Here is a 25,478-nt window from a genome sequence, read left to right as displayed (position 1 = left end):
CACACGTTGTAAAAAATATCTGATATTTTTTAAAATATCAACTTCTAATACTGAGTAGGAAATGAAAGCGCCCGGGCAACGGCCCGGGCGTGTTTTTCATTCTTGTTGGCAGAGCCTTAGAGAGTGACCCAGTCACCTCCGGACTGGTGCGAGCGCACGGAGGCTTCAATAAACCGGACGCCATCTGCACCTTGTTCGACACTGGGATAAGTAAGCCAATCATCCGGAACGGTAACGCCATCCCGACGCGCGGCTACGGCCATAGCAAATTCCGTATAGAGGTTGGCCCAGGCTTCGATAATCCCTTCTGGGAAGCCGCGCGCGGTCCGGATTAGACGTTCTGCGCCGGGGCCGATGCCATGCCCGTGACCTCGGCTGATGATACGATCCGGCTCACCAAACCGATTGAACTTCAGCTGTTCCGAATTCTCCAAGTCCCACTCGAGACCTCCTTCGCTCCCGAATATCCGTAAGCGCAAACCGCCTCGATTTCCGGGGGCAAGGCGTGTCGCCATCAGGGTTCCCGGAACCTCGTTTTGATAGCGGGTGAACATGAATGCTGTGTCTTCCAAAGGCTTTGGCGCGCCGCAGACATGAAACTCGGCCCGTAGATCGGTTAAGGGCAGGCCCGAGACAAAACTGGCGAGATGCGCGGCATGGGTGCCGATATCGCCGACACAGCTGGTCGGGCCCGAAATCTTTGGGTCTAGCCGCCATTTTACATGAGGCGCATCTGCCACATCTTCAGGTGTCATCCAGTCTTGCATGAACTCGACATGGATTTGGTTGATTTTGCCAATGCCTCCATCGGCCACGATTTGTTTGGCCTGACGGATTACTGGAAAACATGACATCGCATAGCCGACAGCAAAGATGTGTCCCGTGCGCGCGGTAATCTCCTCAATCCCTTCGGCCGCCGCGACTTCGTTGGTCAGGGGCTTATCGCACAGCACGTCAATGCCCGCCTCCAGAAAGGCTTTGGCCGCTTCGAAATGAACGTGGTTCGGGGTGGTGATCATGACGGCATCTACGCCATCCGGGCGTGCCGCCTCGGCCTTTGCCATCTCGTCGAAGGACGCATAGCACCGGTCGGCCGGCAGGAACCACTCGGCCCCGCGCGCCTTGCTTCGCATGGCGTCAGAACTGAGCGCTCCTGCGACGACCTCCCACCGGTCGGTCATCCGCGCGGCCGTTGCCTGCGTGACAGAGATACGTCCGCCGCCAACAACACCCAGCCGCAAACGGCGAGACAATCGGGGGAAAGGTCCGTCAAAGTTCAGGTCTTCGGAAAAAAGTCTCTCAGCCATTCTGAATCTCCATTTCCGGGACCCGTACGCCTTCCGGCAGCATTTCCACCGCCATGAAAATGCTGGGGGTAATCGTCTCGTACTGATGCCAGGGATAGTTGCCTTCGGCGTCATACATCGGTTTGTGCGTCGTGCCGGGGGCCATGAATTCTTCGAGGTAAAGGGATTCAACATCCCGCTCACGGCATTGCTGCATTTTGCCAAAGCCTACGATTTGCGTATGCACTTCGCGAAACCCCGGTACCGGGCAGAACGGATGATCCTTGTGCAATCCGACATTCAATGGAACCGAGCCCGAGTGGTACATGGTCAGTCCAACGTTACCCACGAAGACCTTTGGCGACATGTAGTGGCTAACACCGCGCAAACGCTCCTCTTGGCGAACATCAAAAGCAGATGGCCATGTATCTTTCACCCATGCGAACAACTCGTTGTCATCGGCATGGGCGTCGAAACCGTGGACAATGACTGCACGTTCCACGAAGCTAAGCGTGCTGTCTTGTACGATCACGGAGGAAAGCGGCGCAACGGCCTGACCCTCGACCGAGAGATCCAGTTGCCCAAGGTTAAGAACGATTGCACGACCCTCGACAGATATTCTGTCTTCACCGGTGATGTGCTGGACGCGAAAGAAGGGCTGGGCAAAGTCGAGTGTCTCAATCGGCATGCGCCAACTCCTTCCTCTCATCCTTCAGGAAATCGACCGGCAATAGCTCGGGTGCCGCACAACGGCTTTCTATCGTTTGATAGGCGCCAAATTTCGGCGCCCGTTCGATCGCGTCCATGACTTCGAAAACGTGATAGGCAAGCGCTCCACTTGCACGGGGTTGGCGTCCTTCTTGTACCGCCAGGGCCAGATCCAAAAGGCCGAGCCCGCGGCTGTCTTCATTGAACCCGTGTTTGTTTTCGACCATCTGCCAGTCTTCACGACCGGCTGGGCGAGGCTGATGCGACCAGCGCGAGGTCTCCCGCGTTTTCAGCCAGACATCCCCCTGAAAGATGTTAGCTCCGTGAACCGGGTCAGGGTCAGGGATGCAGATGGTTCCGTTTTCGCCATAGATCTCGAACCGGGGCGTTTCGCTGTCCCAGACGTCGAAACTCATGGTCATCGACCCGATGGCACCTGACGAAAACTGCAGCAGGCTTAGGGAGTGCGTGTCGACCTCGACATCCATCCATTCGCCGTTGCGATGGCCGTTTTCGATCATCCGCTGGTCAAATGTCCGCCGCGCCATTCCGGCGACGCGGTCAACAGGACCTAGGCAGCAGATCATGGCGGTCAGGTAGTATGGCCCAAGGTCCAGCAAGGGCCCGCCACCGGCCTGGTAGTAGAAATCCGGGTTGGGATGATGGCGTTCTGTCCCGTGGGTACCGACATGGGCAAAAACTCCTGTCGGTTTCCCGATAGCACCTTCATCGATCAAGCGCCGAACGGTCTGCCAGCGACCGCCCAGAAACGTGTCGGGCGCGCAACCGACCAGCAACCCCTTTTCAGAGGCCATGTGCAGGATCGCTTTACCATCCGTACGGTTCATGACCAGTGGCTTTTCTGAATAGACGTGCTTGCCCGCCTCCAACGCACGCAAACTGATTTCAGCATGCGCTGCAGGAATTGTCAGATTCAGAACGCAGTCAATCGTTGGATCGTCAAACACTTCATCTGGCGTGCACGCCTTGGCGATGCCGTATTGATCTGCCTTGGCGCGGCTTTCCGAAGGATCAAGGCTTGCACAAGCCGCGACCTCGACGTTCAAAAATTTGGATAGTGTTTTTAGATAGATATCACTGATACGACCACAGCCGATAAGGCCGACCCGGAAGGATTTCGATGTCTCACGTGTCATCATTCCTGTCTTCGTAAAGGGGTAGGTAATTCGGGGGCATGGGCCCTTTGTTGCGACCACCCTGCCCCATCTGTTCCCAGGCGTGGGCGAGTATTCCGACCGAGCGGGACAGGCAGAACAGCCCTCGCGACAATGGCGCGGGAAAGCCAAGTTCGCAGAAGATCACGGCTGTCGCGCCGTCGATATTCATGGCAATCGGCCGACCGCCGCGTTGAAGGCCAAGTTCGGCCTGAACCCCTTCTCCGATATCGGCAAAACGGCCGGAAACGGTGCCGTCATTCGCTGCGTCGCGAACAAGTCGCATCAATCGTGGTGCGCGTGGATCGACGGGTTTGTGAAACCTGTGGCCAAAGCCCGACACGATCTTGCCGTAGATCTCGCGCCAACTGTCCAGACCGTCCTGAACAGCGTCGTTCAGCGATGCACCAGCATCCATGCGGGCCGCGATGTCATAGTAGAGTTCGGCGCATTGCTCCCCTGCCCCGCCATGCACGTCGCCCAGCATGTTCACCGCTGTTGCCATCGCGTTATTGAGACCAACCCCGCAGGTGGCTGCCATGCGCGCTGCTGCGATCGAGGGGGCCTGCGGGCCGTGATCGACGCCTGCGACCAGAGCGGCCTCGAACAGACGTGCCTGCGCATCGCTGGGCAGATCGCCCCGCACCATCAGCCAGATCATTTGCGGGAAAGATACGTTCCCGATCAGGTCCTCTATGGCGTTGCCGCGAAAAGCGATCTGTCCGGGTTTCATGTCGATTATGGAGGTACGCCACCATTGGCGAACGGCGCGCTCATCCATTGTCATGGTTTCATCTAGCACAGTCATTGAGTCTGCACCTCTTTGAGCGTCTGGGTTTTGCTTTGCGCGGCGAGGCGAATGGGCGCGTTACGCGCGCCATAACCGGCGTAGCCCGCACGGCGTTCAACGATTTCGAAGAAGAAGCCGTTAAAGATGGGGCGGCTGTATATCTGGAAATACTCAGCACCCGCTGCCCGATCGTAAAGAATGTTGCCCCGGCGCAGTTGGGCGATCAAGTCGTCATCCAATCCGAAAGTTGCTTGCAGATCAGCGTAGTAGTTTTCCGGGATATACAGGCTGGGAAAGTTGGACTTGAGCAACTGGGCTGAGGTTTCAAAAATATCATCCGATTGGAAGGCAATGTGCTGAACACCTGCCCCAAAGCCATCTTCAAGGAATGACGCCGCCAGTGTTCGGCGCCCAACGGCCCCGTTCAGGTTCAGGCGCACTTCGCCTTCGGGACTTTCGATAGCCTGGCTTTGCACGACACCGGACGGGTCGGCGACGTTCACGATAGGGGATTTTGCCATCTCAAAAGTCGAAATGTAGTAGAGCAGCCAGCTTTGCATCTCATCGTGACGCATCGTCTGGGCCAGATGGTCGATCCGGCGCAAACCGGCAGGCTGGGTCGCTTTGGTTTTCGCGACCGGCTCGAACTCGATGTCCCATACCCGATGCAAATCGGATTTCTCATCGATGAAATGAACAACATTGCCGCCAACACCACGAATGGCCGGGATATCCAGCTCACCAGTTCCCACCGGCTGCGAAAAATTCGGTGCGCCCAGCGCGGTCGCCCGCTGAACCGTCTGATCCGCATCTTTGACACGCAACCCCATATCACAAACCGAGGGGCCGTGACCCAGGAACGCCGAATGGGCAAAACCTTCCTTTTCGGTATTCACAACGATGTTTATCGCACCCTGCCGCCACAGCTCGACAGACTTGCTGACGTGTTTTCGCTCCATTCGAAAACACATTGCTGACAGCATATCTGCCAGTTGCGCGCCGCTTGTTTCATCAGCTGTAAACTCGACGAACTCAAAGCCTGACGCATAGACGCGTTCCGGCAGGTCCGGGATGCCGAAATCGGTTCCCGGCTCGGTCCGGGATACCTCATCCAGGAGGTTCACCAGCGACCTGTAGCCGTCTCGGGCCAGTGTTCGGCCACCGGGTTGAGGAGCTGCTTCGTTGACGCGTGCAACCGACCAAGGCCCTTTGTATCCGGCGCGGGACAACACGCGAACGAAGCCCGCAAGGTTCAGCGACCCAAGCCCCGGCAGAAGCCCAAAATGCCGCTTGAGCCGACGTATATCCATCTCAAGCCGGGGTGCATCGGACAGTTGCACATGGAACAGCCGCTCTCCGGGAATGTCCCGAAGGCGGGCTGGTTTGGATCCGTCGGCAAGCGAGAAGAAGGAATTCAAAGCCAACCCCAGATTAGGGCTGTCGACAGCATCAACGACGCCTAACGCCTGTTCATCCGAGTGAATAAGATCCGACCATGGCAAGCCCATATAGGCCAGACGCATCCCCATTTCTTTAGCGATTTGGGCCGCCTCGCCAAGATCTGCGATTACCTGTTCTTCGGTCGCAGCGACATCGACCTCGAAGGCAGACCCGATAAGCAGCAATTCCGTTCCCAGCTCGCTCATCAGGTCGAGTTTGCGCTTCAGTCGATCAAAGGCGCGCTCACGTCCGGCTTCGGGCTGGCCTTCAAGATTATGGAAGGGTTGTAACAGGCATATCTTCAGGCCGAGGTCCGATGCAATCTTGCGGACTTGCGATGGCGGTCCGTCAAAAGCGGTCAAATCCGGTTCGTGTAATTCGACACCCCCGAATCCCGCGTCAGCGATAGCACTCAGCTTTTCAGCCAGATCACCGGGGATCGACGTTGTCGAAACCGACAGGCACATTATCCCTGATATCCAAACATACGCGGCAACCACAGGACCAGATCCGGCATCAGCATCATTATCACCAAGGCGAAGATGAGAACCGCGAGGAAGGCCCAGATTTCGGAGATGATTTCGCGCAGCGGAATGTCCGTCACGGCGTTGATCACAAAGAGTAGAATGCCATAGGGCGGCGTGATCAAACCGATCATTGAGTTCACGACGACCAGCACTCCGAAATGCACCAGATCAATCCCGAGCGCTTCGCAGGTTGGAATGAACAGGGGCACGATCACCAGGATGATCGTTGTTGCGTCTAACACGCATCCCAGCGCGAGGATCAGCAGGTTTACGAGGATCAGGAATACAATCGGGCTAACATCCGAACCCTCCAGCAGTGCCGAGATCGACTGTGGAATCTGTTCCTGAATGACGATGAAGTTCAGAATGAACGCGCCACCAATGACCACCCCGACGGCGGCGGAGGAGCGCGCGCTGTCGACGAACACTTGATAAAGGCCACGGAAGGTCAGCGCGCGGTAGAACAACGCTGCCAGTAGCAGAGCGTAGAATGCAGCAACTGCGGCGGCTTCGGTCGGAGTGGTGACGCCGCCATATATACCGTACAGCAGGATTGCGGGCATCAGCAGTGCCGGAAACGCGTTGGCGGTTTTAGCCGGCAATTCGCGCAGAGGAACAGGTTCTTCCAATGCAAAGTTCCGCTTTCCGGCCAGATAATAGTTCATCGCCATAAGGACGACGCCCATGATCAGGCCCGGAAGAATACCGGCCAGGAACAGCGACCCGATAGAGGCCTTGGAAACGAGCGCGTACAAAACCATCGGGATCGAGGGCGGAATGATCGGGCCAATCGTCGCCGACGCCGCCGTGATCGCGGCTGCGTAACCTCGGCTGTAGCGGCCATCCTTGGTCATCATCTCAATGATGATTTTACCGATCCCCGCGGCATCCGCGACGGCCGAGCCGGACATACCCGAAAAGATCAGAGACGCTACCACGTTGACGTGCCCGAGACCGCCCTTGAACCGACCAACAGCGGCGACGCAGAAGTTCAGCAGACGGTCCGTGATCGAGCCCGCGTTCATGATATTGGCGGCGACGATGAACAAAGGCACGGCAAGCAGGATCGTGCTTTTGTAGAAGCCCTGCAGGATCTTCTCGCCTGCGAGTGCTACGTCCAGTCCGGCTGTGCCCAGATACACCAATGAGGCCAAGAGGATGGAATAGCCGATAGGTGTCCCGATGCCTGCCAGAAGAAAGAGAGCGAGCAGGCAGGAAAGAAGTTCAAAACTCATTTCTTAACTTCCTCGTCCTCTTCGACGTCGACACGGGGATGGTCGTCAACCACGTTGTACCCAACAACCAGTTCCAACTCTGTCTTTGGGGGGCCATTGCGCATGACGTCGAAGAATAGCCACGCGTAGCGCGCTGCGACGACCAGCATGAATACCGCGTAAATCGAGAATACTGTGCGCAAAGGTATCTTCTCGCCGGAAAACGGATTGCGGACAGTCGATGTCTTGCGGATTTTCATCCAATCGATGTAGTCCCACGTCGGAAGGAAGCTGTAGAGCATACCGACCACGATCGCTGCGGCCGCCAGCATCGCAAAGACCTGCCGCACGCGCATCGGCACGGAAAGGTAGATGATGTCGAACTTCACGTGATCCCGTTCGCGCACTATGAAAGCGCAACTGAAGAAGATCACCCAAACCCACAGAATGCCGATGAGTTCAAGCGTCCATCCGGCGGGGGTAAAGAAGTAGCGCAAGAGTATTTGCAATAGGAAAATCAGGAAGATTGCCGCCAGCATCCCGCCGGCAATCGCTTCGGTCAGTCGGGAGAACCCCTTTATGAAGCCTTTCATTATGGTTCTCCCTCCCTTTTTCAGACGGCCTTAGTTGCCCAGAGCGTTGATCTGCTCAAGCACACCGTCCGGCCATGATCCGGCGAACTCGCTTTCCAGATACATAGACTGTACCTGATCACGGAACGCCGCGAGATCGGGTTCGTAGACCTCCATGCCCTGCTCTTTCAGGAAGCTGACCAGATCCTCTTCTTTCTGAAGCTGCTTCTGGCGACCCGATTCAGCCGCTGCGTCCGCAGCTTCCTGAACCTTGGCCTGCTGTTCCGGTGTCAACCCGTCCCAAACCTCTTTTCCGATGGCGATATAGTTCAAGTCGACCAAGTGCGATGTCAGAATGATCTGATTGGTCACTTCGTAGAATTTGGCATCAACCACGGTTGGCAGTGGGTTATCCTGACCGTCTACAGCGCCAGTCGACAACGCTGTGTAGACCTCAGAGAACGCCATCGGCGTCGGGGCGGCACCCAGTGCTTTGCCAAGGAACTGCCACGCATCTGTGCCCGGCATCCGTAGGTTCACACCCTCCAGATCAGCCGGTGTGCTGACGGTCAGCTCATCCTTGGGCTGGCGCAGGTTCACCTGACGACGGCCCAGATACATGACCGAAAGCAGTTTGACACCCAGTTCTTCTTCGGCCTTTTGCTTGAAAGCATCCATCAAAGGGTCGTTGAAGACTGCAACCTGATGCGCGGCGTCCTGGTGGACATAGCCGGCGGTAAAGATCGAAAACTCGGGGAAGAACTGTGCAAGTTCCTGCGCCGAGGTGATCGACATTTCCAGGTTGCCCCGGCTGATGGCGTCCAACTCGGTTCCTTGGGCGAAGATGGTGCCATTATAGCTGGGCTCGTAGCTTGCGAAATCGGCGACCATAGGCGCGAAAACCTCGGCCATAGCGACCGAGCGCTGGTCGGTCTCCGATCCTGATGTTGCGAGTCGAAGTTGCACTTTGTCTTCCGCAAGCGCACCACTTGTCGCGCTAAACAGAACACCGGTTGCGACCAGGGCTGATACAGCAGCCCGTCGGGTAAGTTTGGTAATCACTTTGCTCCTCCCTGAGACATCATGATGTATTTTTCCGATTCTGAGTTTTGACCTATTTTGGACATTTTGCAAGATTTTTTGCAAAATATCTGATATTTTAAACTGCAGTTATGCTTGCCGGCAGTGCTTTTTGCAAGTTCTTTATCCTGATCGTTTCACCCGTCCTGCAGGAATTCTGAATAGCTTCAATAACTTGAAGCGTTCTGAAACCTTCCCATCCGGACACAATCGGATCTGTTTCGCGCCGAGCAACTTCAACAAAGTGCCTGAGTTGATTGACCAGCGGGTCAGATGCACCCTTCTTCAGCGCGGTTGATGAGATTGGCGTCCACCAGTCCCTTTGCTCTCTCTGGTAACTCCACAGGCGAAGATCGGGAACGGACAATGACCCATGAGAGCCACCTATCATGTAACTACTCTCAGTGGTCGAAGGATAGATTGGATATTCCTGAGACGTCATCTCCCAGCTCCACGGGGCGACGATGCTGTCGGATACACTGATGGTCCCTATCGCCCCACTTTCAAACGTCAATAGCGCACCGGCGACATCTTCGTTGTCGTAGCCGCGTTGCGATGCAGCCGACTGAGCCTGCACGGTCACGACTTCTCCGGCCAGGTACCGCAGCAAATCCACATCATGGACAAGATTGACCGAGATAGGCCCTGCGCCGGGTTTCTTTCGCCAGGGCGCAGCATCAAAATACGCGTCAGGTTTATAAAACCAGCAATTCGCATGGACAGCGCGCACATCTCCGATCTTCCCATCGACTATGGCTTCCTTAGCCGACCTGATCAGAGGATTGTGCCGGCGATGATGTCCGACCATCAGCGGCACATTGGCCCTCTCCGCTGCTTGGATAAGCTCCAGTGCAGCGGTGGCTTCCACGGCGATCGGTTTTTCGACAAGAACGGGACAACCATGTCGAACACACGTGAGGCCTTGTTCAACATGAAGCGTGGTCGGGGTCGCAAGAACAGCTCCGTCCGGCGTCTGATTTGCAAACATTTCCTCGAGGGTCTCGTAACATGCGACCCCATGCTCAGCTGCGTACGCTCGGCCTTCGTCGCTGGGATCGACTACCGCGATAAAATCCACATGGCGCAAAGCTCGGATGGCGTCCGCGTGGCGGCGCCCAACAAGGCCAATGCCGACAATGGCAATGCGAAAGTTCTCAGACACTTTGCTTCCTTCCGGAGGGTTCGGAATATCCCGATACCGATGATTGCGACCGGGCTGCGCCGCCCAATTTGAACTCGACCGTATTGGGGTTTTCGTGATTCCGCAATAATGTATGATATTTTTATTTTTACCATACATCAGTTTGGATTGCTGATGTCTCTGAAAAATGCTATTTGAACGAGGAAACTGATAATATCGGGTGAAACGCATGGCGAAACAGCCGTCTACGATAGGTGCAAGCACCTATCAGCGCATCAAGCGGGACATCATCTTCGGTGAGTTGCAGCCCGGCTCCAAACTGAAGCTGGACGCCTTGAAGGAACGCTATTCGGCAAGCCTTTCGACACTTCGTGAAACGCTGAACAGGCTTGCCAGCGACGGTTTTGTCGAAGCTCCCGAGCAACGGGGTTTCCTGGTCACGCCAGTTTCACGTGAAGACCTGACCGAGATATCAGAGCTGCGCGTTCTGTTGGAGTGCCACGCTTTGGAGTTATCCATTGCGAATGGCGACACGGATTGGGAAGGCAACCTCGTCGCCGCACATCACAAACTTCACCTGATGGAACAGCAGCTTCTCAAGGGCGACGAGTCCGAGAAAGAAACCTGGAAACGATATGATTGGGAGTTCCACCAGGCGATGGTCGCAGCCTGCAACTCCAAGAATCTTCTGTCTCTGCACTCGATCATCTACGACAAATACCTGCGGTATCAGATGCTCGTGCTGACCTATCGCGGCGAAGAGGCCGTCAAGGAGCACAAGGACATGTTCGATGCTGCGTTGGCCCGAGACGCGGATACGGCGAAGAGGCTATTGGAAGACCACATTCGAAACGGCCTCACCCACACGTTGGAGGCCATGTAGGCTATACCGCCCACCAATTACGACCCCCTTCGATTTAGGGCGACTCGGTGAAGCCAATTTCGTTAGATCGAAATCGCCAGGCAGGATACAGCTACTACCGCTACGGTTTTCGCGCGCGTGCACTGTGCGTCTAAAGCGGCAAATCAGACGTATTTCGGGCAACGTCGCGTATTTGAACCTCACCTGAGCGATCAACCTGGACGATGAGTTTCTCAGCCTGCGGGAAATGGTCAAAATACGCAAAGCGTATACTCTCGATCACCTCGATATCCTGACATTGAATCTGGTAGTCAGCCACAAACTCGTTGCCCGTTGGCTGATCCGTGCCCTGCGTGCTACTGGAATTCTGATCTGAAGCGTCAGCGGAAAGTGTTACGTTGGCAGCGACAGTGACACACATTGCCTCTTCTGGCAGCACAAAGAGTTCTAACGGCTTCGTCAATTCGGAAATCACCCCAGCGATCAAAGCCCGGTCTTCGTCTGTGTCGGCCGGTCTTTCAAAACCAACGACATCGGCGGCCGGAACCACAAGACTAAATGCAAGTTCTGAGCCGGAAAAAGATATTCCCAGATGGCCCGTCCCTTGCGCCTGACCGGAGGGTGTCTGCGCAAGCACAACTGCAGGGACCAAAGTCAAAGCAAGTGCTGCGCGTCTCATTATCAAGTACCGCCTAAAAAGGAATCACGGGCTTTATTCTAATAGGATTAATAACCTGTGCAATCGCGACACAAAGCATGTGGCCCCACCATTATTGGGGAGTGTGAATGCCAAAATCATTTCCGATAAAAAGACTCAGGTTGACATATCTTACTGTTTCTATCAGTTAATCACCCGGCGCGTCGCTCGAAAGACGCCACTGATTTTTTTGACAAGAGAGTGTCACCCCATGACCAGATTAATTGCCGCCACCAGTGCCCTGACCCTCGGGCTCGCATCTGCTGCTGTCGCCGCCAATGCACCATCGAAAGCCGATGTCCTGAACACCTATGCGAACATTGCAGAAGCGAAGTTCGGTGACAGCCTGATCGCGGCGAAAACGCTGCAAGAAGCCGTAAACGCCCTGATTGCCGAACCATCCGACACCACGCTGAACGCAGCCCGTGCTGCCTGGGTCGCGGCGCGGGTGCCGTATCAGCAGACCGAGGTTTACCGTTTCGGCAACGCGATCGTTGATGACTGGGAAGGCAAGGTCAACGCCTGGCCGCTGGATGAAGGCCTGATCGATTATGTTGATGCCGCATATGGCGGTCCGACAGACGAAAATGAATTTGCTGCGCTGAACGTTATCGCCAACCCCAGCTTTGAGTTGTCGGGGGAAACCGTCGACGCCAGCGAAATCACCCCTGAACTGCTAAGCGAGATTCTGCACGAGGCTGACGGGATCGAGGCAAATGTCGCCACCGGCTACCACGCCATCGAATTCCTGCTGTGGGGGCAGGACCTGAACGGCCACGGTGCAGGCGCAGGCAACCGTCCGTACACCGACTATGTTCAAGGTGACGACTGTTCCGGCGGCAACTGCGATCGCCGCGCCCAGTATCTGAGTGCCGCAACCGATCTGCTGGTCAGTGATCTGGAATGGATGGCCGCGCAATGGGCCGAAGGCGGCGATGCGCGTGCCATTTTGTCCGCTGATGAAACCGCGGGCGTCAGCGCCATTCTGACCGGCATGGGTTCGCTGTCTTATGGTGAACAGGCGGGCGAGCGGATGCGTCTTGGTTTGATGTTGAACGACCCCGAGGAAGAGCATGATTGCTTCTCGGACAACACCCACAACAGCCACTACTACGATGGTCTCGGTGTCCAGAACGTGTATCTGGGTAGCTATACCCGTATCGACGGCACTCCGGTCAACGGCGCGTCACTTTCCGATCTGGTCATTGCCAGCGATCCATCGCTGGATGCCGAGATGAAGGTCAAGCTGGCGAACACAATGCAAGCCTTAAGTCGCTTGAAGTCGACTGCCGAGGCAGGGTTTGCCTATGATCAGATGCTGGAGCGCGGCAATGAAGGGGGCGAGATTCTGATCATGGGCGGGGTCAATGGTCTGGTCGATCAGACCAAGACGATCGAACGCATCGTGACAGTGCTGGAACTGAATCAGATTGACTTTGAAGGGTCGGACAGCCTCGACAATCCTGACGCAGTGTTCCACTAAACACGGCTTTATCCGGAAGCGTGGAGATTTTCACGCTTCCGGACACGTTGTGATGCGATTTGTGACTGGACCCGAAGCGAATAACCGACTAATTAAGTAAGAAATATACCACCGCCAGATTCGCCATGATTGTCTGCCACTGCACGCACATAACCGATCACGATATACACGCGGCCATCGACTGGATGCGCACGGCAGACCCACATGCCGTGATTACACCCGGCAAAATATATCATGCCCTTGGCAAATCAGCGGATTGCGGCGGGTGTATGCCGCTTTTTCTAGACTCGATGCGTTCCAGCGATAAGCTGGAAGTCCCCATGCAACTTCGTGCGCTACGCACCGGAGTATCACAGGAGAATGCAGATGAAGGGCGACCCCAAAGTCATAGAATACCTCAACAAATCTCTGCGGCATGAATTGACGGCCGTCAGCCAGTATTGGCTGCATTACCGTCTGCAGGAAGATTGGGGCCTGGGTCATATGGCCAAGAAGAGCCGCGAGGAAAGCATCGAAGAGATGGGCCACGCGGACAAGCTGATAGAACGCATCATTTTTCTAGAAGGGCATCCCAACCTGCAAAAGCTGGACCCCCTGAGGATCGGCCAGAATCCAAAGGAAACACTGGAATGCGATCTCGCGGCCGAGAATGACGCCCGCGCCCTGTATGTCGAGGCACGGGAATATTGCCGTGAGGCAGGCGACTATGCGTCGATGTCTCTGTTTGAAGAGCTGATCCGCGACGAGGAAGGGCATATCGACTTTCTCGAAACCCAGCTTGATCTGTACGAAAGGATTGGCGAAGCCAATTATGCGCAACTCAACGCATCCAAAATGGACGAAGGCGAGTAGCCTTGCCGCACTGTCGGTGGCTGCCTTTGCAGCCACCCAGTCCCCCGCAGCCGAGCTGCAGGATCTCCACCTGAATTTCACCCCAAGGACCACTGATGAAATTACCCGCATTGCCCGGGTAACTGCCGTTCCCGTGGATTTCAGTGCACCGCAGCGGTTCGAGGAGTTGCCCGCAGGGGCGGCAACCGTTCGCGCCCGTTCAGACGCCGATGCCTTTTCGCAGCCATCAGGAAATCTGAGCTTTGATCAGGAGCTGGACTTCAAGGTTGGCAATGGGTTGTTCAAGAAAATCTGGGTGTCTTCTCCGGCATCGACCTTGGCATCAGACGGGTTGGGGCCGTTGTACAATGCCCGTTCATGCCAGCGCTGCCATATCAAGGACGGGCGGGGGCACACCCCCAACGGACCTGACGACAACGCAATTTCGATGTTCCTGCGCGTGTCGATCCCGGGCGGTATCGAGTATGACGAGATTGAAGAATACATCGCGACCCAGCCTGACCCCAATTACGGCGGTCAGATGCAGGACCTGGCCCTGCCCGGCCACCCCGCAGAATACCGACTGGACATCACATATGAAGACGTCCCCGTAACACTGTCGGGCGGAGAGGTAGTAACCCTGCGCCACCCGACCTATGCGGCAGCCGATCTGGGCTATGGCCCATTGCACCCCGACGCCATGTTTAGCCCGCGCGTGGCGCCGCAGATGATCGGCCTGGGGCTGCTTGAGGCGATCCCGGTCGAAGACCTGCTGGCCAATGCTGATCCGGATGACGCGGACGGGGATGGCATTTCCGGGCGCCCGAACATCGTATGGTCAATTGAATATGGTGCGCCGATGATGGGCCGGTTCGGTCTCAAGGCGGGAATTCCCACGATTATGGAGCAATCCTCGGCAGCGTTCGCGGGCGATATCGGAATTTCCAGCCCGCTTTATCCGGCAGGTCACGGCGATTGCACCCCCGCTCAGGTGGAGTGCGTGAATGCGCCACACGGAGACAGCGACGCTCGCGAGTTTGAGATCGACCAGACCGGTATGGATCTGGTTGCCTTCTACAGCCGCAACCTGGGTGTTCCTGCGCGCAAGGATGTGGATGATCCGCAGGTGCTGCGCGGCAAGCAGGTGTTTCACGAAATCGGTTGCGCGTCCTGCCACACCCCGTCTTTTGTCACGCATCGCATGGCGGACCGGCCCGAACACAGCTTTCAACTGATCTGGCCCTATTCCGACCTGTTGCTGCACGACATGGGTGACGGTCTCGCCGACCACCGTCCCGAAGCCCGTGCCACTGGCCGCGAATGGCGCACGCCCCCGCTGTGGGGCATCGGGAAAACCCAGCAGGTTTCAGGCCACACGCAGTTTCTGCACGACGGTCGCGCGCAGTCCTTGCTCGAAGCCATATTGTGGCATGGCGGTGAAGCGCAAGGCGCTCGGGACACAGTTGTGTCGATGCCCAAACCCGACCGGGATGCCCTTATACGTTTTCTGGAGAGTCTCTGACCCATGCGCGCATTTGCTTTTGCCTTTGCTATGACGCTGCCCTTGTGTGCGCAGGCTCAGGATCGCGCACCGATCCTGTCAGACGCCATCGAGGCTCATATCCTACCGGGGTATGCTGCGCTATCAGATGGGACGGCGGCACTGTCACGGACGGCCCAGACGGATTGTGTGGCCGGGTCATCTCAACTGCATGCAGCCTATCATGCCGCTTTTGACGACTGGATTGCCGTCAGCCATCTGCGTTTTGGCCCCTCAGAAGTAGAAGACCGTGCCTTTGCACTGGCTTTTTGGCCGGACACAAAAGGATTCACGCCCAAGGCGCTGAAAGCCCTGATCGCCACCGAGGACGCGGCGGTTCAATCCCCCGAGGCATATGCTGAAACATCCGTTGCCGGTCGTGGTTTTTTTGCGCTTGAGCAGATGTTGTACGACCCGAAGTTTTCGGATCTTGGCAGCGCGGCCTATCGCTGCGCTCTGATACAGGCGATCGCGGCGGATATCGACGGCAATGCCCGCGCATTGAACGAAGACTGGGCAAACTATGCATCAGCCCTGACGCAGACGGGGGACGGTAGCCCCTACCGGTCAGAGGACGAAGCAATGCAGGAACTTTACAAGGCCTTGATCACCGGTCTGGAGTTCACCGCCGAAGCCCGTCTGGGCCGCCCTATGGGAACCTTCGACCGCCCTCGCCCTAACCGCGCCGAGGCGCGGCGATCAGAGCGGTCCTTGCGCCATGTCGAACTGTCCCTTGTTGCGCTGCGCGATCTGGCCCTGCGATTGTCAGCAGATCACCCCGCGATTTCGGCCGATCTGAATGGCGCATTCAGCAAGGCGATCCAGCAGGCGCAATCGCTGGATGATCCGGCTTTTGTGAATGTGGCAACGCCTCAGGGAAGGTTCCGGGTTGAGGCTTTGCAACAGTCAATCAACAACATTCGCGCCATAACTTCTGCTGAGCTTGGGCCAACACTAGGCATTGGCGCGGGTTTCAACTCTCTGGATGGAGATTGAGCCATGGCCAGCCGACGCCATTTTCTTGCCGGCCTGCTGGCCACCAGCCTTGCGCCAGTGCCGGGCTGGGCGTCGGTCGGCGCGCCCGACTATCTGGCGGCCGCGCTTTTTCCGGACGGCACCTATCGGCTAGTCGGGTTGAAAGCGGGCGGAGAGATACTGTTCGCGCTACCCCTGCCAGCACGAGGTCACGCGGCGGCCGCTCATCCTGGTCGCGCTCAGGCCGTTGCCTTTGCCCGTCGACCGGGCACCTTTGCTGTGGTCATCGACTGCGCAACGGGTGCCGTAGTCACCCAAATGAACGCTCCTAAAGGCCGCCATTTCTACGGTCATGGCGTCTTTTCATCCGATGGCACCCGGCTTTTCACCACCGAAAATGATTTTGAGGCCGGAGAGGGCGTGATCGGCGTCTGGGACGCCACGGACTACACCCGTCTGGACGAGTTCCATTCGGGCGGGGTTGGTCCGCATGACATGCGCCTGATGCCAGACGGCGTAACACTGGTCGTTGCCAATGGCGGGATTGAAACCCACCCTGAAACCGCCCGATCAAAGCTGAACCTGCCGACGATGCAGCCGCGCCTCAGCTATTTGGACATGACGGGCGCAGTTCTGGAACAGATGGAATTGCCCAGCAAACTGCACAAAAACTCGATCCGCCATCTCACCGTGCGCCACGACGGGCTGGTGGGGTTCGCGATGCAGTGGCAGGGGGACAAAACGCAACACCCGCCTTTGCTGGGCCTGCATCGAAGGGGTGAGCCGCCCCGCCTGCTCTCAGCCCCTGACGACCAACAAAGCACGCTTCAGGGGTATGCGGGCAGTATCGCCTTTGCTGCCGATGGCCGGATGGTGGCGATTACCTGCCCACGCGGTAACGCACTGCTGCAATTCGACGTCAGCGATGCAACACGTGTCATCACCGTCCCGCTGGAGGATGTCTGCGGCCTTGGCCCCGGACCCGACGGGTTTGTATTCACCACCGGCACCGGGATCGTCGGGCAAGCGAAAAACGAACAGGCCAAAATCTCGGCACAGCCAGACTGCCAGTGGGACAATCATCTGATCCCAATTCGCACGGCCGTCTAAATTCGGCAACGCCCCGGTCTTCTATCGGCTGAATTAACCTTCGGCAGTTTCGTTCAGTTCCATGTGACCTTCGCTTTTGTTCAGGACACGACGCAGCATGGGTTCGAAGAATTCCAGCGGTTGAGTCGGATATTCGGGATCAAACGCCTTTTGATCGTATTCATGGCAGAAATAGCGACAATCCTCCCAATAAGGGCTGTCTCGGTACTTGTCACGGGCGTAACGGTCGCCGCCCAGGTGATGGTTGTAATAGTATCCTTGGAACACGCAGTGATGCTTGAGAATCCAATAGGTTTTTTCGCTGACGTAAGGCTTCATCATCGCTGCTGACAACTCGCCATGATTATACGGTGACAGGATATCGCCAGTGTCATGGATCAGCGCGGCAACTACCAATTCTTCGTCCGCGCCATCCTCATAGGCGCGCGTAGCGGCCTGCAGGCTGTGCTGATAGCGGTTAACCGGATAGGGTGTCCAATCTTCGTCCAGCGACCGGATTGCATCCAGAATCCGATCCGGTAGCGCGGCATTATATGCCTCTTCATACTCCATCACAGCGTTCCAATCAGCCTTAGTGGCCTCTTCGAAACTGGTCCAGGTTGGTTTGTGGCTTTTGTCCAGCATGGCGCGGTCCTTTGGCTTTTCTGTTGGGATCAGGCTAGTGCAAGCACGCTGGCCTAAAAAATGAATTGATTTTATCACTACGATGAAAAAATACTTTCAACATGCAACTCAAGGCATTCGAGACATTTCTCTGCGTGGCCGAAACCGGTGGCTTTCACGCCGCCGCGCGCAAGCTGAATGTGACCCAAACCGCCGTCAGCGCCCGCATTCGGCAGATCGAGGAGGAAACCGGCAGGCCGCTGTTTACCCGTGGCGCCGGCGGCACCCGCCTGACCGAATTCGGGCGGCAATTTCGACCCTACGCCGAACAGATGCTGTCACTGTGGTCTTTCGCCTCGCGCGACCTGCCCGATCAGGCGCAGAACCGGGTCGCCCTGCGGCTAGGCGCGCAGCTGAGCATTTGGGACCCGTTGCTGGTTGATCTGGCCGTTCTGTTCGAACAACGCCTCGGGCAGCTTTTGCTGACGCTCAACTATGACCACGATCTGAACATGATCGACGCGGTCGCGACCCATGTACTGGACGCAGCCTTGACCCATGAACGGCCCGCAGACCCACGCGTGCAGTCGCTTGAATTGGATCCCGAGCGTCTAATTCTTGTGGAAACTCCCGCCACGGATAATCCTGTATTCGTAAATCTGGAACTGGGAGATATCTATCAGGATCACGTCCGATCCGCCGCGCGCAAAGCCTCGGGGCAGACAGTTTTTCTGGGCAATTGCATGATGGCTCTGCGCTACGTCCTGCGGCGAGGTGGGACCGGGTATTTTCCGGAATACGTCATCAGGGACCACCTGACCGAGGGCTTGATGACCCCCGTACTCGAAGCAACTGACCTGTTGCTGCCGTTATTTCTGGTAACGCGCCGAGATAGTGATGCCTTCGATGACGTTCTGAAGTGCCTCATAAATCTACGCGCCGAAGGTTAGGCCTGAGTCACCGCACCATGAGTTCCCCGCGCTTGCTTGCGTACCAAAGGCCGCCCGGCAACAACCAAAAACAGGCATGAGATCAAGATGCCGATACCCGCCGGCAGGTAGAGTAAAATCCACAGCCTGGAATCTGCGATTACGACAGGCGAGACAAACCCCCGTACACCCTCAAGCACGATCAGGATGGTGAAAGCTCCCAAGATCTGCGGCCACAAACCAAAGCGGGAAAAACTGCCCAGCATCAACGTGGCATACCCGGCCATGGCCACCGCGACACAGATGGCAATCCAGGAAAACCGTTGGTGCAATTCATCGACCAGCTCACCCTCGGTGAACTTTTCGGCAGAGATGATACTGTCGCGATCCTTCAGAAGTTCAATTGTAGGGATCGCTTCCAGGCTGCGCGCGGCCATGTCGCCACCGCTGGTCAATTCAGAGATGTCATAGGACGCGTCTTCAAACACGGTCGAAGATAATTTCCTGCCCTGTTCATCCAGACGCAAAGCAATCCCGTCCACCATCACCAGATGAATTCCAACATCATTATTGACCAGATAGGCGGTTTTCGACGAATAGCTGACAGGGTTCTGTGTGTCCCTCCGGTCCGAGACGAAAACCTCATGCAAGGTACCGTCCCGATCAATCCTGCCGATATAGACGGTGACCCCCTTTGTCGGGTGCAGGAACTCTCCCTCATTCAGCAACTGTGCTGTAACGTCGCCTGCCACCTCAGCCTGACGCTGTTCAAGCTGCTCGACCGAGGCGGGACGTAAAAAGACGCTGATGACGGCCATCATGACCCCTGCCACCAGACCAAAAAGAAATACGGCGCGCGCCAGTCGCCACGGGCTGGAGCCGGTGGCCAGCATCACCGTCAGTTCGCTTTCACGGCTAAGACGGTTGGTTGCATAGACGGCGGCCGCAAACACCGCCATCGGCATCACCGTTCGGATCAGGGTTGGCAGGGTCAGCGCAGTAAACTCCAGAAACACCATCGCCGATTGACCGCCGCTGATGACGCGATCGAACAGGCTGACAGACCGGGTGATCCAGAACACACCGACCAGAACCAAAGTGAAAAAGCCGAACAGAATCAGCAATTGCCGCAGGAAGTATCCATCAAAGCGCGACATGTAACCTCTACCCGTGTTCGTGATGCGCCGAACCTTATGCCATTCCGCAGCCATAGGAAACCGGGATTGACCGAGAGGCATCACGAGCGCCCAGATTAGCGCCTAAAGAAACATTAATTTTCGCTACAGGCGCGGTTCAGCACGGCTTCCAATCTAACCCTCAGAAACAGTCAATCATGCAAAGGAGGATGTTATGATGGCCTATGCAGACTTCATTACCGGAAACGGTATTTTTTCAAACCTCTTTGCGTCCGCTGAGGAGCGAAAAGCAAAACGCGAAAAGAATGCCGAGTACAAACGAAAACGCCAGGAAGTAGACAGGATGTCAGAGCGGGAACTGTTGGAACTCGGGTATTGCAGGCAGGATCTGCACGAGATGGTCTACCGGCATCATTTCAGCGGCTAGGCCCGAAATGGCACTCGGCGAGGTGCGCCCAAGAGTACCACGCCAGAGCGCCAATACGCACCGCAGTACAATTTAGAAATTTGAGAGAATGGCAGGGGCAGCAGGGTTCGAACCCGCGACCTACGGTTTTGGAGACCGTCGCTCTACCAACTGAGCTATACCCCTAAGGTGCGCCTCAGATAAGCCAGCCGCGCGGCGGACTCAAGAGGCTTTTTCAGTTTCCCCGCGACTATTGCATACGACAAACAAGTTGCGTGCCGCGACGAGTTCTATAAGACACGGTTTGGTCAGTACAAAGGACCCCATCCGTGAGTATCCGCACAAAGATTGCCGACAGCGAAGCCGTTCTGAACTGGGCGGCACGGCGCATTGCCAGCTATATCCGGATGGTCAACCGCAACACCCGATGGCAGCGTATCGGGTATGAAGAACTGGACCAGCTGGCGGAACAGGGCGAGCCGGTTATCGTCGTTCTCTGGCATCAACGCCTGGCGCAGTCGCCGTATTTCTTTCCGTTGGACAAGGGGCGTATCTGTTCGATCACCTCGTCCGCGCGGGCGGGCAGCATGGTGGGGCGTGTGCAGAAATTATTCGGCATGGACACGATTGCCATGGCCAGCAAAAAGCGCCACGTCGCCCTGTCACGCGAAGTGTTGGGCAAGATGAAGCAAGGCATCTCCATCGGCATCGCCGCTGACGGACCGCGCGGACCTGAGCGAGTGTTGTCCACCGTTCCACTGGTCTGGGCGCGCACCTCGGGCAAGCGGGTGTTCGGGATCACCTTTTCCGCCAAACACGGGCGCGAGGCGGGCACATGGGACCGGCTGCTGATGCCGCGCCCCTGGCGCAACGAAGGGGTATTCCTGTGCCGGGAATGGACGGAAACCGTGCCCCGAAAGGCCAGCGAGGAGGAAATTGAATCCCTTCGCCAAAGTCTTGAGCAACATATGAACGACATTACCGCCGAAGCCGACCGGATGGTTGGCCGTGAACCGTGGTCGCCTGCGGATTAACCGCCCCGCAGGCGCTGCATCAGGTAAACCTCTGCCCCCTCGGGGATTGGTTCCGTCAATCCGCTGGCAATGACCCGTCCATCGACGGCGATGGACACGCCCGCATCAACTGGCCCCTGAAGCTGCGGATGCACCTTCACCAGTTCCCGCAGCAACTCACCTGTGGTTTTGGCCTCGACCTCCACCACCTGCTGGCCCCCGGTCAAAGACCGGAGGCCGGACCAGAGGTGGACCTCAACCATTGTCCTTGAGCGCCGCCAGAATGCGGGGCGGCGACATCGGTAGTTCCTTCATCCGCACACCCGCCGCATGCGAGACGGCGTTGGCTATGGCCGCTAGAGGCGGCACGATGCCGGTTTCCCCAACACCCCGCACGCCAAATGGGTGACCCGGGTTGGGCACTTCGACAATGACAGTGTCAATCATCGGCAGATCGCTGGCTACTGGAATGCGATAGTCGAGGAAGATCGAGTTCTGCAGGCGCCCATCGTCGCCATAGATGTATTCCTCGTTCAGCGCCCAGCCGATGCCCTGTGCGGCACCACCCTGGTACTGGCCCTCTACATAGGTCGGGTGGATCGCCTTGCCAGCGTCCTGAATGACCGTATAGCGAGTAACGCTGGTTTTCCCGGTCTCCGGGTCTACCTCGGCATCAACAATATGGGTGCCAAAGGACACGCCCGCACCCTCGGGGGTAGCTTCAAAATGGCCCGAGATCGGGCCGCCAGTCGCACCCATATGGGCGGTGATATCAGCCAGCGGGCGCGGATCGAATTCGCCAGCATTCGGGCCCGAAGGCACGGCGCAGCCGTTTTCCCATTTTACCGCTTCGGCCGGAATACCCCAGCTCGCCGCTGCACGTTCGCACAGTTTCTCGACCGCATGTTTCGCCGCCTTGATCGTCGCCAGACCCGACGCATAGGTCACGCGCGAACCGTGGCTGACGTCGTTATAGCCCAGAGTCGCGGTATCAGCGATGGTGACGCGGATATTCTCGTAAGGGATACCCAATACTTCAGCCGCCATCAGCGCCATAGATGCCCGCGAGCCGCCAATGTCAGGCGTACCGACCATCAGCTGCGCCGAGCCATCCTCGGACAGGGCCAGCGACACGCTGGTCTCGCCACCATGGTTGAACCAGAACCCACAGGAAACCCCACGCCCCTGCCCCGACTTCAACGGGGCCGAGTAATGCGGATGCGCCTTGGCGGCCTCAAGCGTTTCGACCAGACCGATCCGTTCATAGGTCGGGCCATAGCTGGCCTTGGTGCCCTCATGCGCTGCGTTTTTTAGGCGCACGTCGATCGGGTCGAGGCCTAGCTTCTTGCACAGCTCGTCAATCACCGATTCCACCGCAAAGGCTCCCATGGGTGCCCCCGGTGCACGATAAGCCGCCTGCTTGGGCCGGTTGGCCATCACGTCATAACCAATCTGTTTGACGTTGGTCAGGTTGTAGGGCGCAAAAGCACACATGGCAGTCATGTCACCCGGCGCCCCCGGAAACGCCCCGCCTTGCAAGCGGAAAACGCCCTGCGCGGCGGAGATGGTCCCGTCCTTCTTCATACCGATTTTGATATCCATCGACGCCGATGAGGTCGGACCCGTGGCCCGGAACACCTCAGACCGGGTCATCACCACTTTGACTGGACGGTTGGCCTTGCGGCTGAGTGCCAGCGCAACGGGTTCGATAAACACCGTGGTCTTGCCACCAAAACCGCCGCCGATCTCGGACGCGGTGACCCGCAGTTGCGAAGTTTCGATCCCCAACAGCGCAGCACAGGTTTTCTGTGCGATCCAGTGGCCCTGGGTCGTGCACCAAAGCTCACCCTTGCCGTCATTGCCCAGCATACCCAGGCAAGCGTGCGGCTCGATGTAACCCTGATGGGTCGCCTCGGTGACAAAGCTGTCTTCGATGACTAGATCGGCTTCGGCAAAACCGGCTTCGACATCGCCGTGACCACTTTCGTGGTAACGAACGACGTTCGGATGCATCCCCTTGGGCACCGAATAATCCGCCGCCCCTTCGCGGATCACCGGCGCGTCGGGGGCCATCGCCTTATCTACATCAGTGACGTGGGGCAGCACCTCGTATTCGACCTCGATCAGCTTGAGCGCATCGCGGGCTGCCAAAGCTGATGTAGCCGCCACGGCTGCAACGGCGTGACCGTCATACAGTGCCTTTTCGCCAGCCATGACGTTTTCCAGAACATTCCAGAACTCGCCTTCCAGTCCAGGCTTGAACGGAACATCTGCAAAATCCGCGCGGGTCACGACGGCTTTGACGTCTTTGTGCGCCTCGGCTTTCGAAGTGTCGATCTTCACGATCCGCGCATGAGCATGGGGTGAGCGCAAGATCGCGCCGTGTAGCATACCCGGCGCATAGGCGTCGGCCCCAAACTTGGCGCGTCCTGTGACCTTGTCCAGTCCATCCGGGCGGTCCGGGCGGGTTCCAACGAAGGTGAATTGCGATTTACGATCGTCGAGTGCCATTACGAAGCCTCCCGCAGTTCTGCCGCCGTTTCCATCACGGCGCGGATTATCTTGTCGTAACCGGTGCAGCGGCAGAGGTTCCCAGCCAGCCAGTACCGGGTTTCCTCCTCGGTCGGGTTGGGGTTCTTTTCCAGCAGCGACTTGGCCGCCACCAGAATACCCGGCGTGCAGATGCCGCACTGAAGCGCAGCATGCTCGATGAACTTCTTCTGCAACGGATGCAGGACGTCGCCATCGGCAATGCCCTCGACAGTTTCGATCTGCTTGCCCTCGGCCTCGACCCCCAGCATCAAGCAGGAACAGACCAGACGGCCATCGACCGAGACCGAACACGCCCCGCAATCGCCGGTGCCACAGCCCTCTTTCGCGCCGGTCAGGTTCAGTTTGTCGCGCAGGCAGTCCAGCAGGGTTTCGCGCGCGTCGCAGAGATACTCGACGGTGTCACCGTTCACAGTCGTAGATACGTGAAACTTGCTCATGCGTTTTCTCCTTTGGCACGGGCATAGGCGATTTTCGCGGCGCGTTTGGCAAGAACTCCGGCAACCTCGGTGCGGAATTCGATGGTGCCGCGCTTGTCGTCGATCGGGTTGCAGGCGGCAGAGGCCGCAGCGGCCAGCGCCTCCAGCGCGGCATCGTCCAGAGTGCTGCCGATAATGGCATTTGCACAGTCTTCGACCAACAGAACGGTCGGTGCAACCGCCCCCAGCGACACACGGGCCTCGGTGATGGTGTCCCCGGTCAAACGCAAGTTCACCCCGACGCCGACAACGGCGATGTCCATCTCGGTGCGCGGAATAAACCGCAAGTAGGCGTCGCCACCATCATCACCGCGTGCAGGGATATGCACTGCAGAAACCACCTCGCCTTTGGCCAATGACGTCCTGCCTGGTCCGGTCGGGATATCCTCGACCGCAACCTCGCGGGTGCCATCGGGGCCGGTGACTGTCAGGGTCACACCCGCTGCCACCATCGCTGGAACGGAATCCGCTGCCGGAGAGCCGTTGCACAGATTGCCGGTCAGCGTCGCACGCCCTTGTACCTGGGTCGAACCGATCAGGTCCATCCCCTCAACCACGCCGGGCCAATCGCGGCCCAGTTCGGGATGCTCGCTCATCTCTGCGCCAGTGACCGCGACGCCCAGCGTCCAGCTGCCATTGGCGTTTTGAGTAATGTCGCTCACTCCGTCGATTTTCTTGATGTCGATCAGTGTATCGGGCGTCACCAGCTCTGAGCGCAGCTGCACCAGAACATCGGTGCCGCCGGCCAGAAAACGAGTGATTCCCGTCGCATTTGCGGCCAGAGCCGAAGCCTCGGCAAAGCTGGCGGGGCTGTGATAATCCATGAAAATACCTCGCACCTGTGGATCAGGATTCACTGGGGTTCGCAGGGGACGTTAGTGCAGCAACCGCATGGCGTCCATGGCTGGAACGACCAATTTGTTGATTTCAA

26 protein-coding genes and 1 tRNA gene are annotated in these 25,478 nt (G+C 57.4%); 10 read left to right on the top strand and 17 right to left on the bottom strand.

The window, feature by feature from the left end; genetic code table 11:
* Window positions 1-116 precede the first annotated feature (116 nt).
* From ACR0IY_RS17850 to ACR0IY_RS17810, 9 genes are all read right to left on the bottom strand, one after another.
* The gene (locus ACR0IY_RS17850) at window positions 117-1,307 is read right to left on the bottom strand and encodes a Gfo/Idh/MocA family protein (RefSeq protein ID WP_480675679.1); all 1,191 of its coding nucleotides are present in this window, start codon (window positions 1,305-1,307) and stop codon (window positions 117-119) included.
* Window positions 1,300-1,974 carry a hypothetical protein gene (locus ACR0IY_RS17845; protein WP_480675677.1) on the bottom strand — a complete coding sequence of 225 codons (675 nt, stop codon included), beginning with the start codon at window positions 1,972-1,974 and terminating at the stop codon, window positions 1,300-1,302. The genes ACR0IY_RS17850 and ACR0IY_RS17845 overlap by 8 nt, the downstream gene beginning before the upstream one ends.
* Complete coding sequence (locus tag ACR0IY_RS17840; protein ID WP_480675675.1) at window positions 1,964-3,154, bottom strand: Gfo/Idh/MocA family protein; 1,191 nt, start codon at window positions 3,152-3,154, stop codon at window positions 1,964-1,966. Before ACR0IY_RS17840 ends, ACR0IY_RS17845 begins: the two co-directional genes overlap by 11 nt.
* Window positions 3,141-3,977, bottom strand: a complete 837-nt coding sequence (locus tag ACR0IY_RS17835; RefSeq protein WP_480675674.1) for a citryl-CoA lyase — start codon at window positions 3,975-3,977, stop codon at window positions 3,141-3,143. The genes ACR0IY_RS17840 and ACR0IY_RS17835 overlap by 14 nt, the downstream gene beginning before the upstream one ends.
* Window positions 3,974-5,866: a bifunctional sugar phosphate isomerase/epimerase/4-hydroxyphenylpyruvate dioxygenase family protein gene (locus tag ACR0IY_RS17830; protein ID WP_480675672.1), complete on the bottom strand. Its 1,893-nt coding sequence runs from the start codon at window positions 5,864-5,866 to the stop codon at window positions 3,974-3,976. Before ACR0IY_RS17830 ends, ACR0IY_RS17835 begins: the two co-directional genes overlap by 4 nt.
* Window positions 5,866-7,161, bottom strand: coding sequence for a TRAP transporter large permease (locus tag ACR0IY_RS17825; protein ID WP_170328647.1), 1,296 nt, complete (start codon window positions 7,159-7,161; stop codon window positions 5,866-5,868). The genes ACR0IY_RS17830 and ACR0IY_RS17825 overlap by 1 nt, the downstream gene beginning before the upstream one ends.
* The gene (locus tag ACR0IY_RS17820; RefSeq protein WP_170353338.1) at window positions 7,158-7,733 is read right to left on the bottom strand and encodes a TRAP transporter small permease subunit; all 576 of its coding nucleotides are present in this window, start codon (window positions 7,731-7,733) and stop codon (window positions 7,158-7,160) included. The genes ACR0IY_RS17825 and ACR0IY_RS17820 overlap by 4 nt, the downstream gene beginning before the upstream one ends.
* A gap of 30 nt (window positions 7,734-7,763) precedes the next feature.
* A complete protein-coding gene (gene dctP, locus ACR0IY_RS17815; RefSeq protein ID WP_170417163.1) occupies window positions 7,764-8,774 on the bottom strand; it encodes a TRAP transporter substrate-binding protein DctP in 1,011 nt (336 codons plus the stop codon).
* A gap of 97 nt (window positions 8,775-8,871) precedes the next feature.
* Window positions 8,872-10,164, bottom strand: coding sequence for a Gfo/Idh/MocA family protein (locus ACR0IY_RS17810; protein ID WP_480675669.1), 1,293 nt, complete (start codon window positions 10,162-10,164; stop codon window positions 8,872-8,874).
* Here ACR0IY_RS17810 and ACR0IY_RS17805 point away from each other — a divergent pair.
* Window positions 10,163-10,816, top strand: coding sequence for a GntR family transcriptional regulator (locus ACR0IY_RS17805; protein WP_480675667.1), 654 nt, complete (start codon window positions 10,163-10,165; stop codon window positions 10,814-10,816). The genes ACR0IY_RS17810 and ACR0IY_RS17805 overlap by 2 nt on opposite strands.
* A 130-nt stretch (window positions 10,817-10,946) precedes the next feature.
* On the opposite strand, the gene ACR0IY_RS17800 is transcribed toward ACR0IY_RS17805, so the two are convergent.
* Window positions 10,947-11,474 (bottom strand): ZrgA family zinc uptake protein, encoded by a 528-nt coding sequence (locus ACR0IY_RS17800; protein ID WP_480675665.1) that lies wholly within the window; start codon window positions 11,472-11,474, stop codon window positions 10,947-10,949.
* Window positions 11,475-11,703: 229 nt separating this feature from the next.
* Here ACR0IY_RS17800 and ACR0IY_RS17795 point away from each other — a divergent pair, with 229 nt between their 5' ends.
* The 6 genes from ACR0IY_RS17795 to ACR0IY_RS17770 all read left to right on the top strand — a co-directional run bounded on the left by ACR0IY_RS17795 (window position 11,704) and on the right by ACR0IY_RS17770 (window position 17,431).
* Window positions 11,704-12,975, top strand: coding sequence for an imelysin family protein (locus ACR0IY_RS17795; RefSeq protein ID WP_480675663.1), 1,272 nt, complete (start codon window positions 11,704-11,706; stop codon window positions 12,973-12,975).
* A gap of 125 nt (window positions 12,976-13,100) precedes the next feature.
* Window positions 13,101-13,394 carry a (2Fe-2S)-binding protein gene (locus ACR0IY_RS17790; RefSeq protein WP_480675661.1) on the top strand — a complete coding sequence of 98 codons (294 nt, stop codon included), beginning with the start codon at window positions 13,101-13,103 and terminating at the stop codon, window positions 13,392-13,394.
* Window positions 13,342-13,827 (top strand): bacterioferritin, encoded by a 486-nt coding sequence (gene bfr / locus ACR0IY_RS17785; RefSeq protein WP_480675659.1) that lies wholly within the window; start codon window positions 13,342-13,344, stop codon window positions 13,825-13,827. Before ACR0IY_RS17790 ends, bfr begins: the two co-directional genes overlap by 53 nt.
* Entirely contained in the window at window positions 13,787-15,328 is a 1,542-nt protein-coding gene (locus ACR0IY_RS17780; protein WP_480675657.1) for a di-heme oxidoreductase family protein, read from the top strand. Before bfr ends, ACR0IY_RS17780 begins: the two co-directional genes overlap by 41 nt.
* Window positions 15,329-15,331: 3 nt before the next feature.
* Window positions 15,332-16,342, top strand: a complete 1,011-nt coding sequence (locus ACR0IY_RS17775; RefSeq protein ID WP_480675655.1) for an imelysin family protein — start codon at window positions 15,332-15,334, stop codon at window positions 16,340-16,342.
* 3 nt (window positions 16,343-16,345) lie between these two features.
* Window positions 16,346-17,431 carry a DUF1513 domain-containing protein gene (locus tag ACR0IY_RS17770; protein WP_480675653.1) on the top strand — a complete coding sequence of 362 codons (1,086 nt, stop codon included), beginning with the start codon at window positions 16,346-16,348 and terminating at the stop codon, window positions 17,429-17,431.
* A 33-nt stretch (window positions 17,432-17,464) separates the two neighbouring features.
* Here ACR0IY_RS17770 and ACR0IY_RS17765 read toward each other — a convergent pair whose 3' ends face one another.
* A complete protein-coding gene (locus tag ACR0IY_RS17765) occupies window positions 17,465-18,055 on the bottom strand; it encodes an HD domain-containing protein (protein WP_480675651.1) in 591 nt (196 codons plus the stop codon).
* Window positions 18,056-18,156: 101 nt separating this feature from the next.
* Here ACR0IY_RS17765 and ACR0IY_RS17760 point away from each other — a divergent pair, with 101 nt between their 5' ends.
* The gene (locus ACR0IY_RS17760; RefSeq protein ID WP_480675649.1) at window positions 18,157-18,984 is read left to right on the top strand and encodes a LysR family transcriptional regulator; all 828 of its coding nucleotides are present in this window, start codon (window positions 18,157-18,159) and stop codon (window positions 18,982-18,984) included.
* On the opposite strand, the gene lptF is transcribed toward ACR0IY_RS17760, so the two are convergent.
* Window positions 18,981-20,120, bottom strand: coding sequence for an LPS export ABC transporter permease LptF (lptF, locus tag ACR0IY_RS17755; RefSeq protein WP_480675647.1), 1,140 nt, complete (start codon window positions 20,118-20,120; stop codon window positions 18,981-18,983). The two genes, ACR0IY_RS17760 and lptF, sit on opposite strands and share 4 nt — an antisense overlap.
* A 193-nt stretch (window positions 20,121-20,313) precedes the next feature.
* Here lptF and ACR0IY_RS17750 point away from each other — a divergent pair, with 193 nt between their 5' ends.
* The gene (locus tag ACR0IY_RS17750) at window positions 20,314-20,526 is read left to right on the top strand and encodes a hypothetical protein (protein WP_480675645.1); all 213 of its coding nucleotides are present in this window, start codon (window positions 20,314-20,316) and stop codon (window positions 20,524-20,526) included.
* Window positions 20,527-20,615: 89 nt separating this feature from the next.
* Here the strand turns inward: ACR0IY_RS17750 and ACR0IY_RS17745 are convergent.
* A tRNA-Trp gene (locus ACR0IY_RS17745) sits at window positions 20,616-20,691 on the bottom strand.
* Between the two features lie 143 nt (window positions 20,692-20,834).
* Here ACR0IY_RS17745 and ACR0IY_RS17740 point away from each other — a divergent pair.
* The gene (locus ACR0IY_RS17740; protein ID WP_480675643.1) at window positions 20,835-21,539 is read left to right on the top strand and encodes a lysophospholipid acyltransferase family protein; all 705 of its coding nucleotides are present in this window, start codon (window positions 20,835-20,837) and stop codon (window positions 21,537-21,539) included.
* Here ACR0IY_RS17740 and ACR0IY_RS17735 read toward each other — a convergent pair.
* From ACR0IY_RS17735 to ACR0IY_RS17720, 4 genes are read right to left on the bottom strand one after another with little or no spacing between them, the layout of a single operon-like run.
* Window positions 21,536-21,781: a MoaD/ThiS family protein gene (locus ACR0IY_RS17735; protein WP_480675641.1), complete on the bottom strand. Its 246-nt coding sequence runs from the start codon at window positions 21,779-21,781 to the stop codon at window positions 21,536-21,538. The genes ACR0IY_RS17740 and ACR0IY_RS17735 overlap by 4 nt on opposite strands.
* On the bottom strand, window positions 21,774-24,029 hold the full coding sequence (locus tag ACR0IY_RS17730; protein WP_480675639.1) for a xanthine dehydrogenase family protein molybdopterin-binding subunit: 2,256 nt from the start codon (window positions 24,027-24,029) through the stop codon (window positions 21,774-21,776). Before ACR0IY_RS17730 ends, ACR0IY_RS17735 begins: the two co-directional genes overlap by 8 nt.
* Window positions 24,029-24,508: a (2Fe-2S)-binding protein gene (locus ACR0IY_RS17725; RefSeq protein ID WP_480675637.1), complete on the bottom strand. Its 480-nt coding sequence runs from the start codon at window positions 24,506-24,508 to the stop codon at window positions 24,029-24,031. Before ACR0IY_RS17725 ends, ACR0IY_RS17730 begins: the two co-directional genes overlap by 1 nt.
* Entirely contained in the window at window positions 24,505-25,371 is an 867-nt protein-coding gene (locus ACR0IY_RS17720; protein WP_480675635.1) for an FAD binding domain-containing protein, read from the bottom strand. Before ACR0IY_RS17720 ends, ACR0IY_RS17725 begins: the two co-directional genes overlap by 4 nt.
* Between the last annotated feature and the right edge of the window lie 107 nt (window positions 25,372-25,478).

The sequence above is a fragment of the Ruegeria sp. BC1 genome (genome assembly GCF_056539305.1).
The sequence above is the reverse complement of the archived record's forward strand: the minus strand, read 5'-3'. Positions and strand labels throughout refer to the sequence as shown.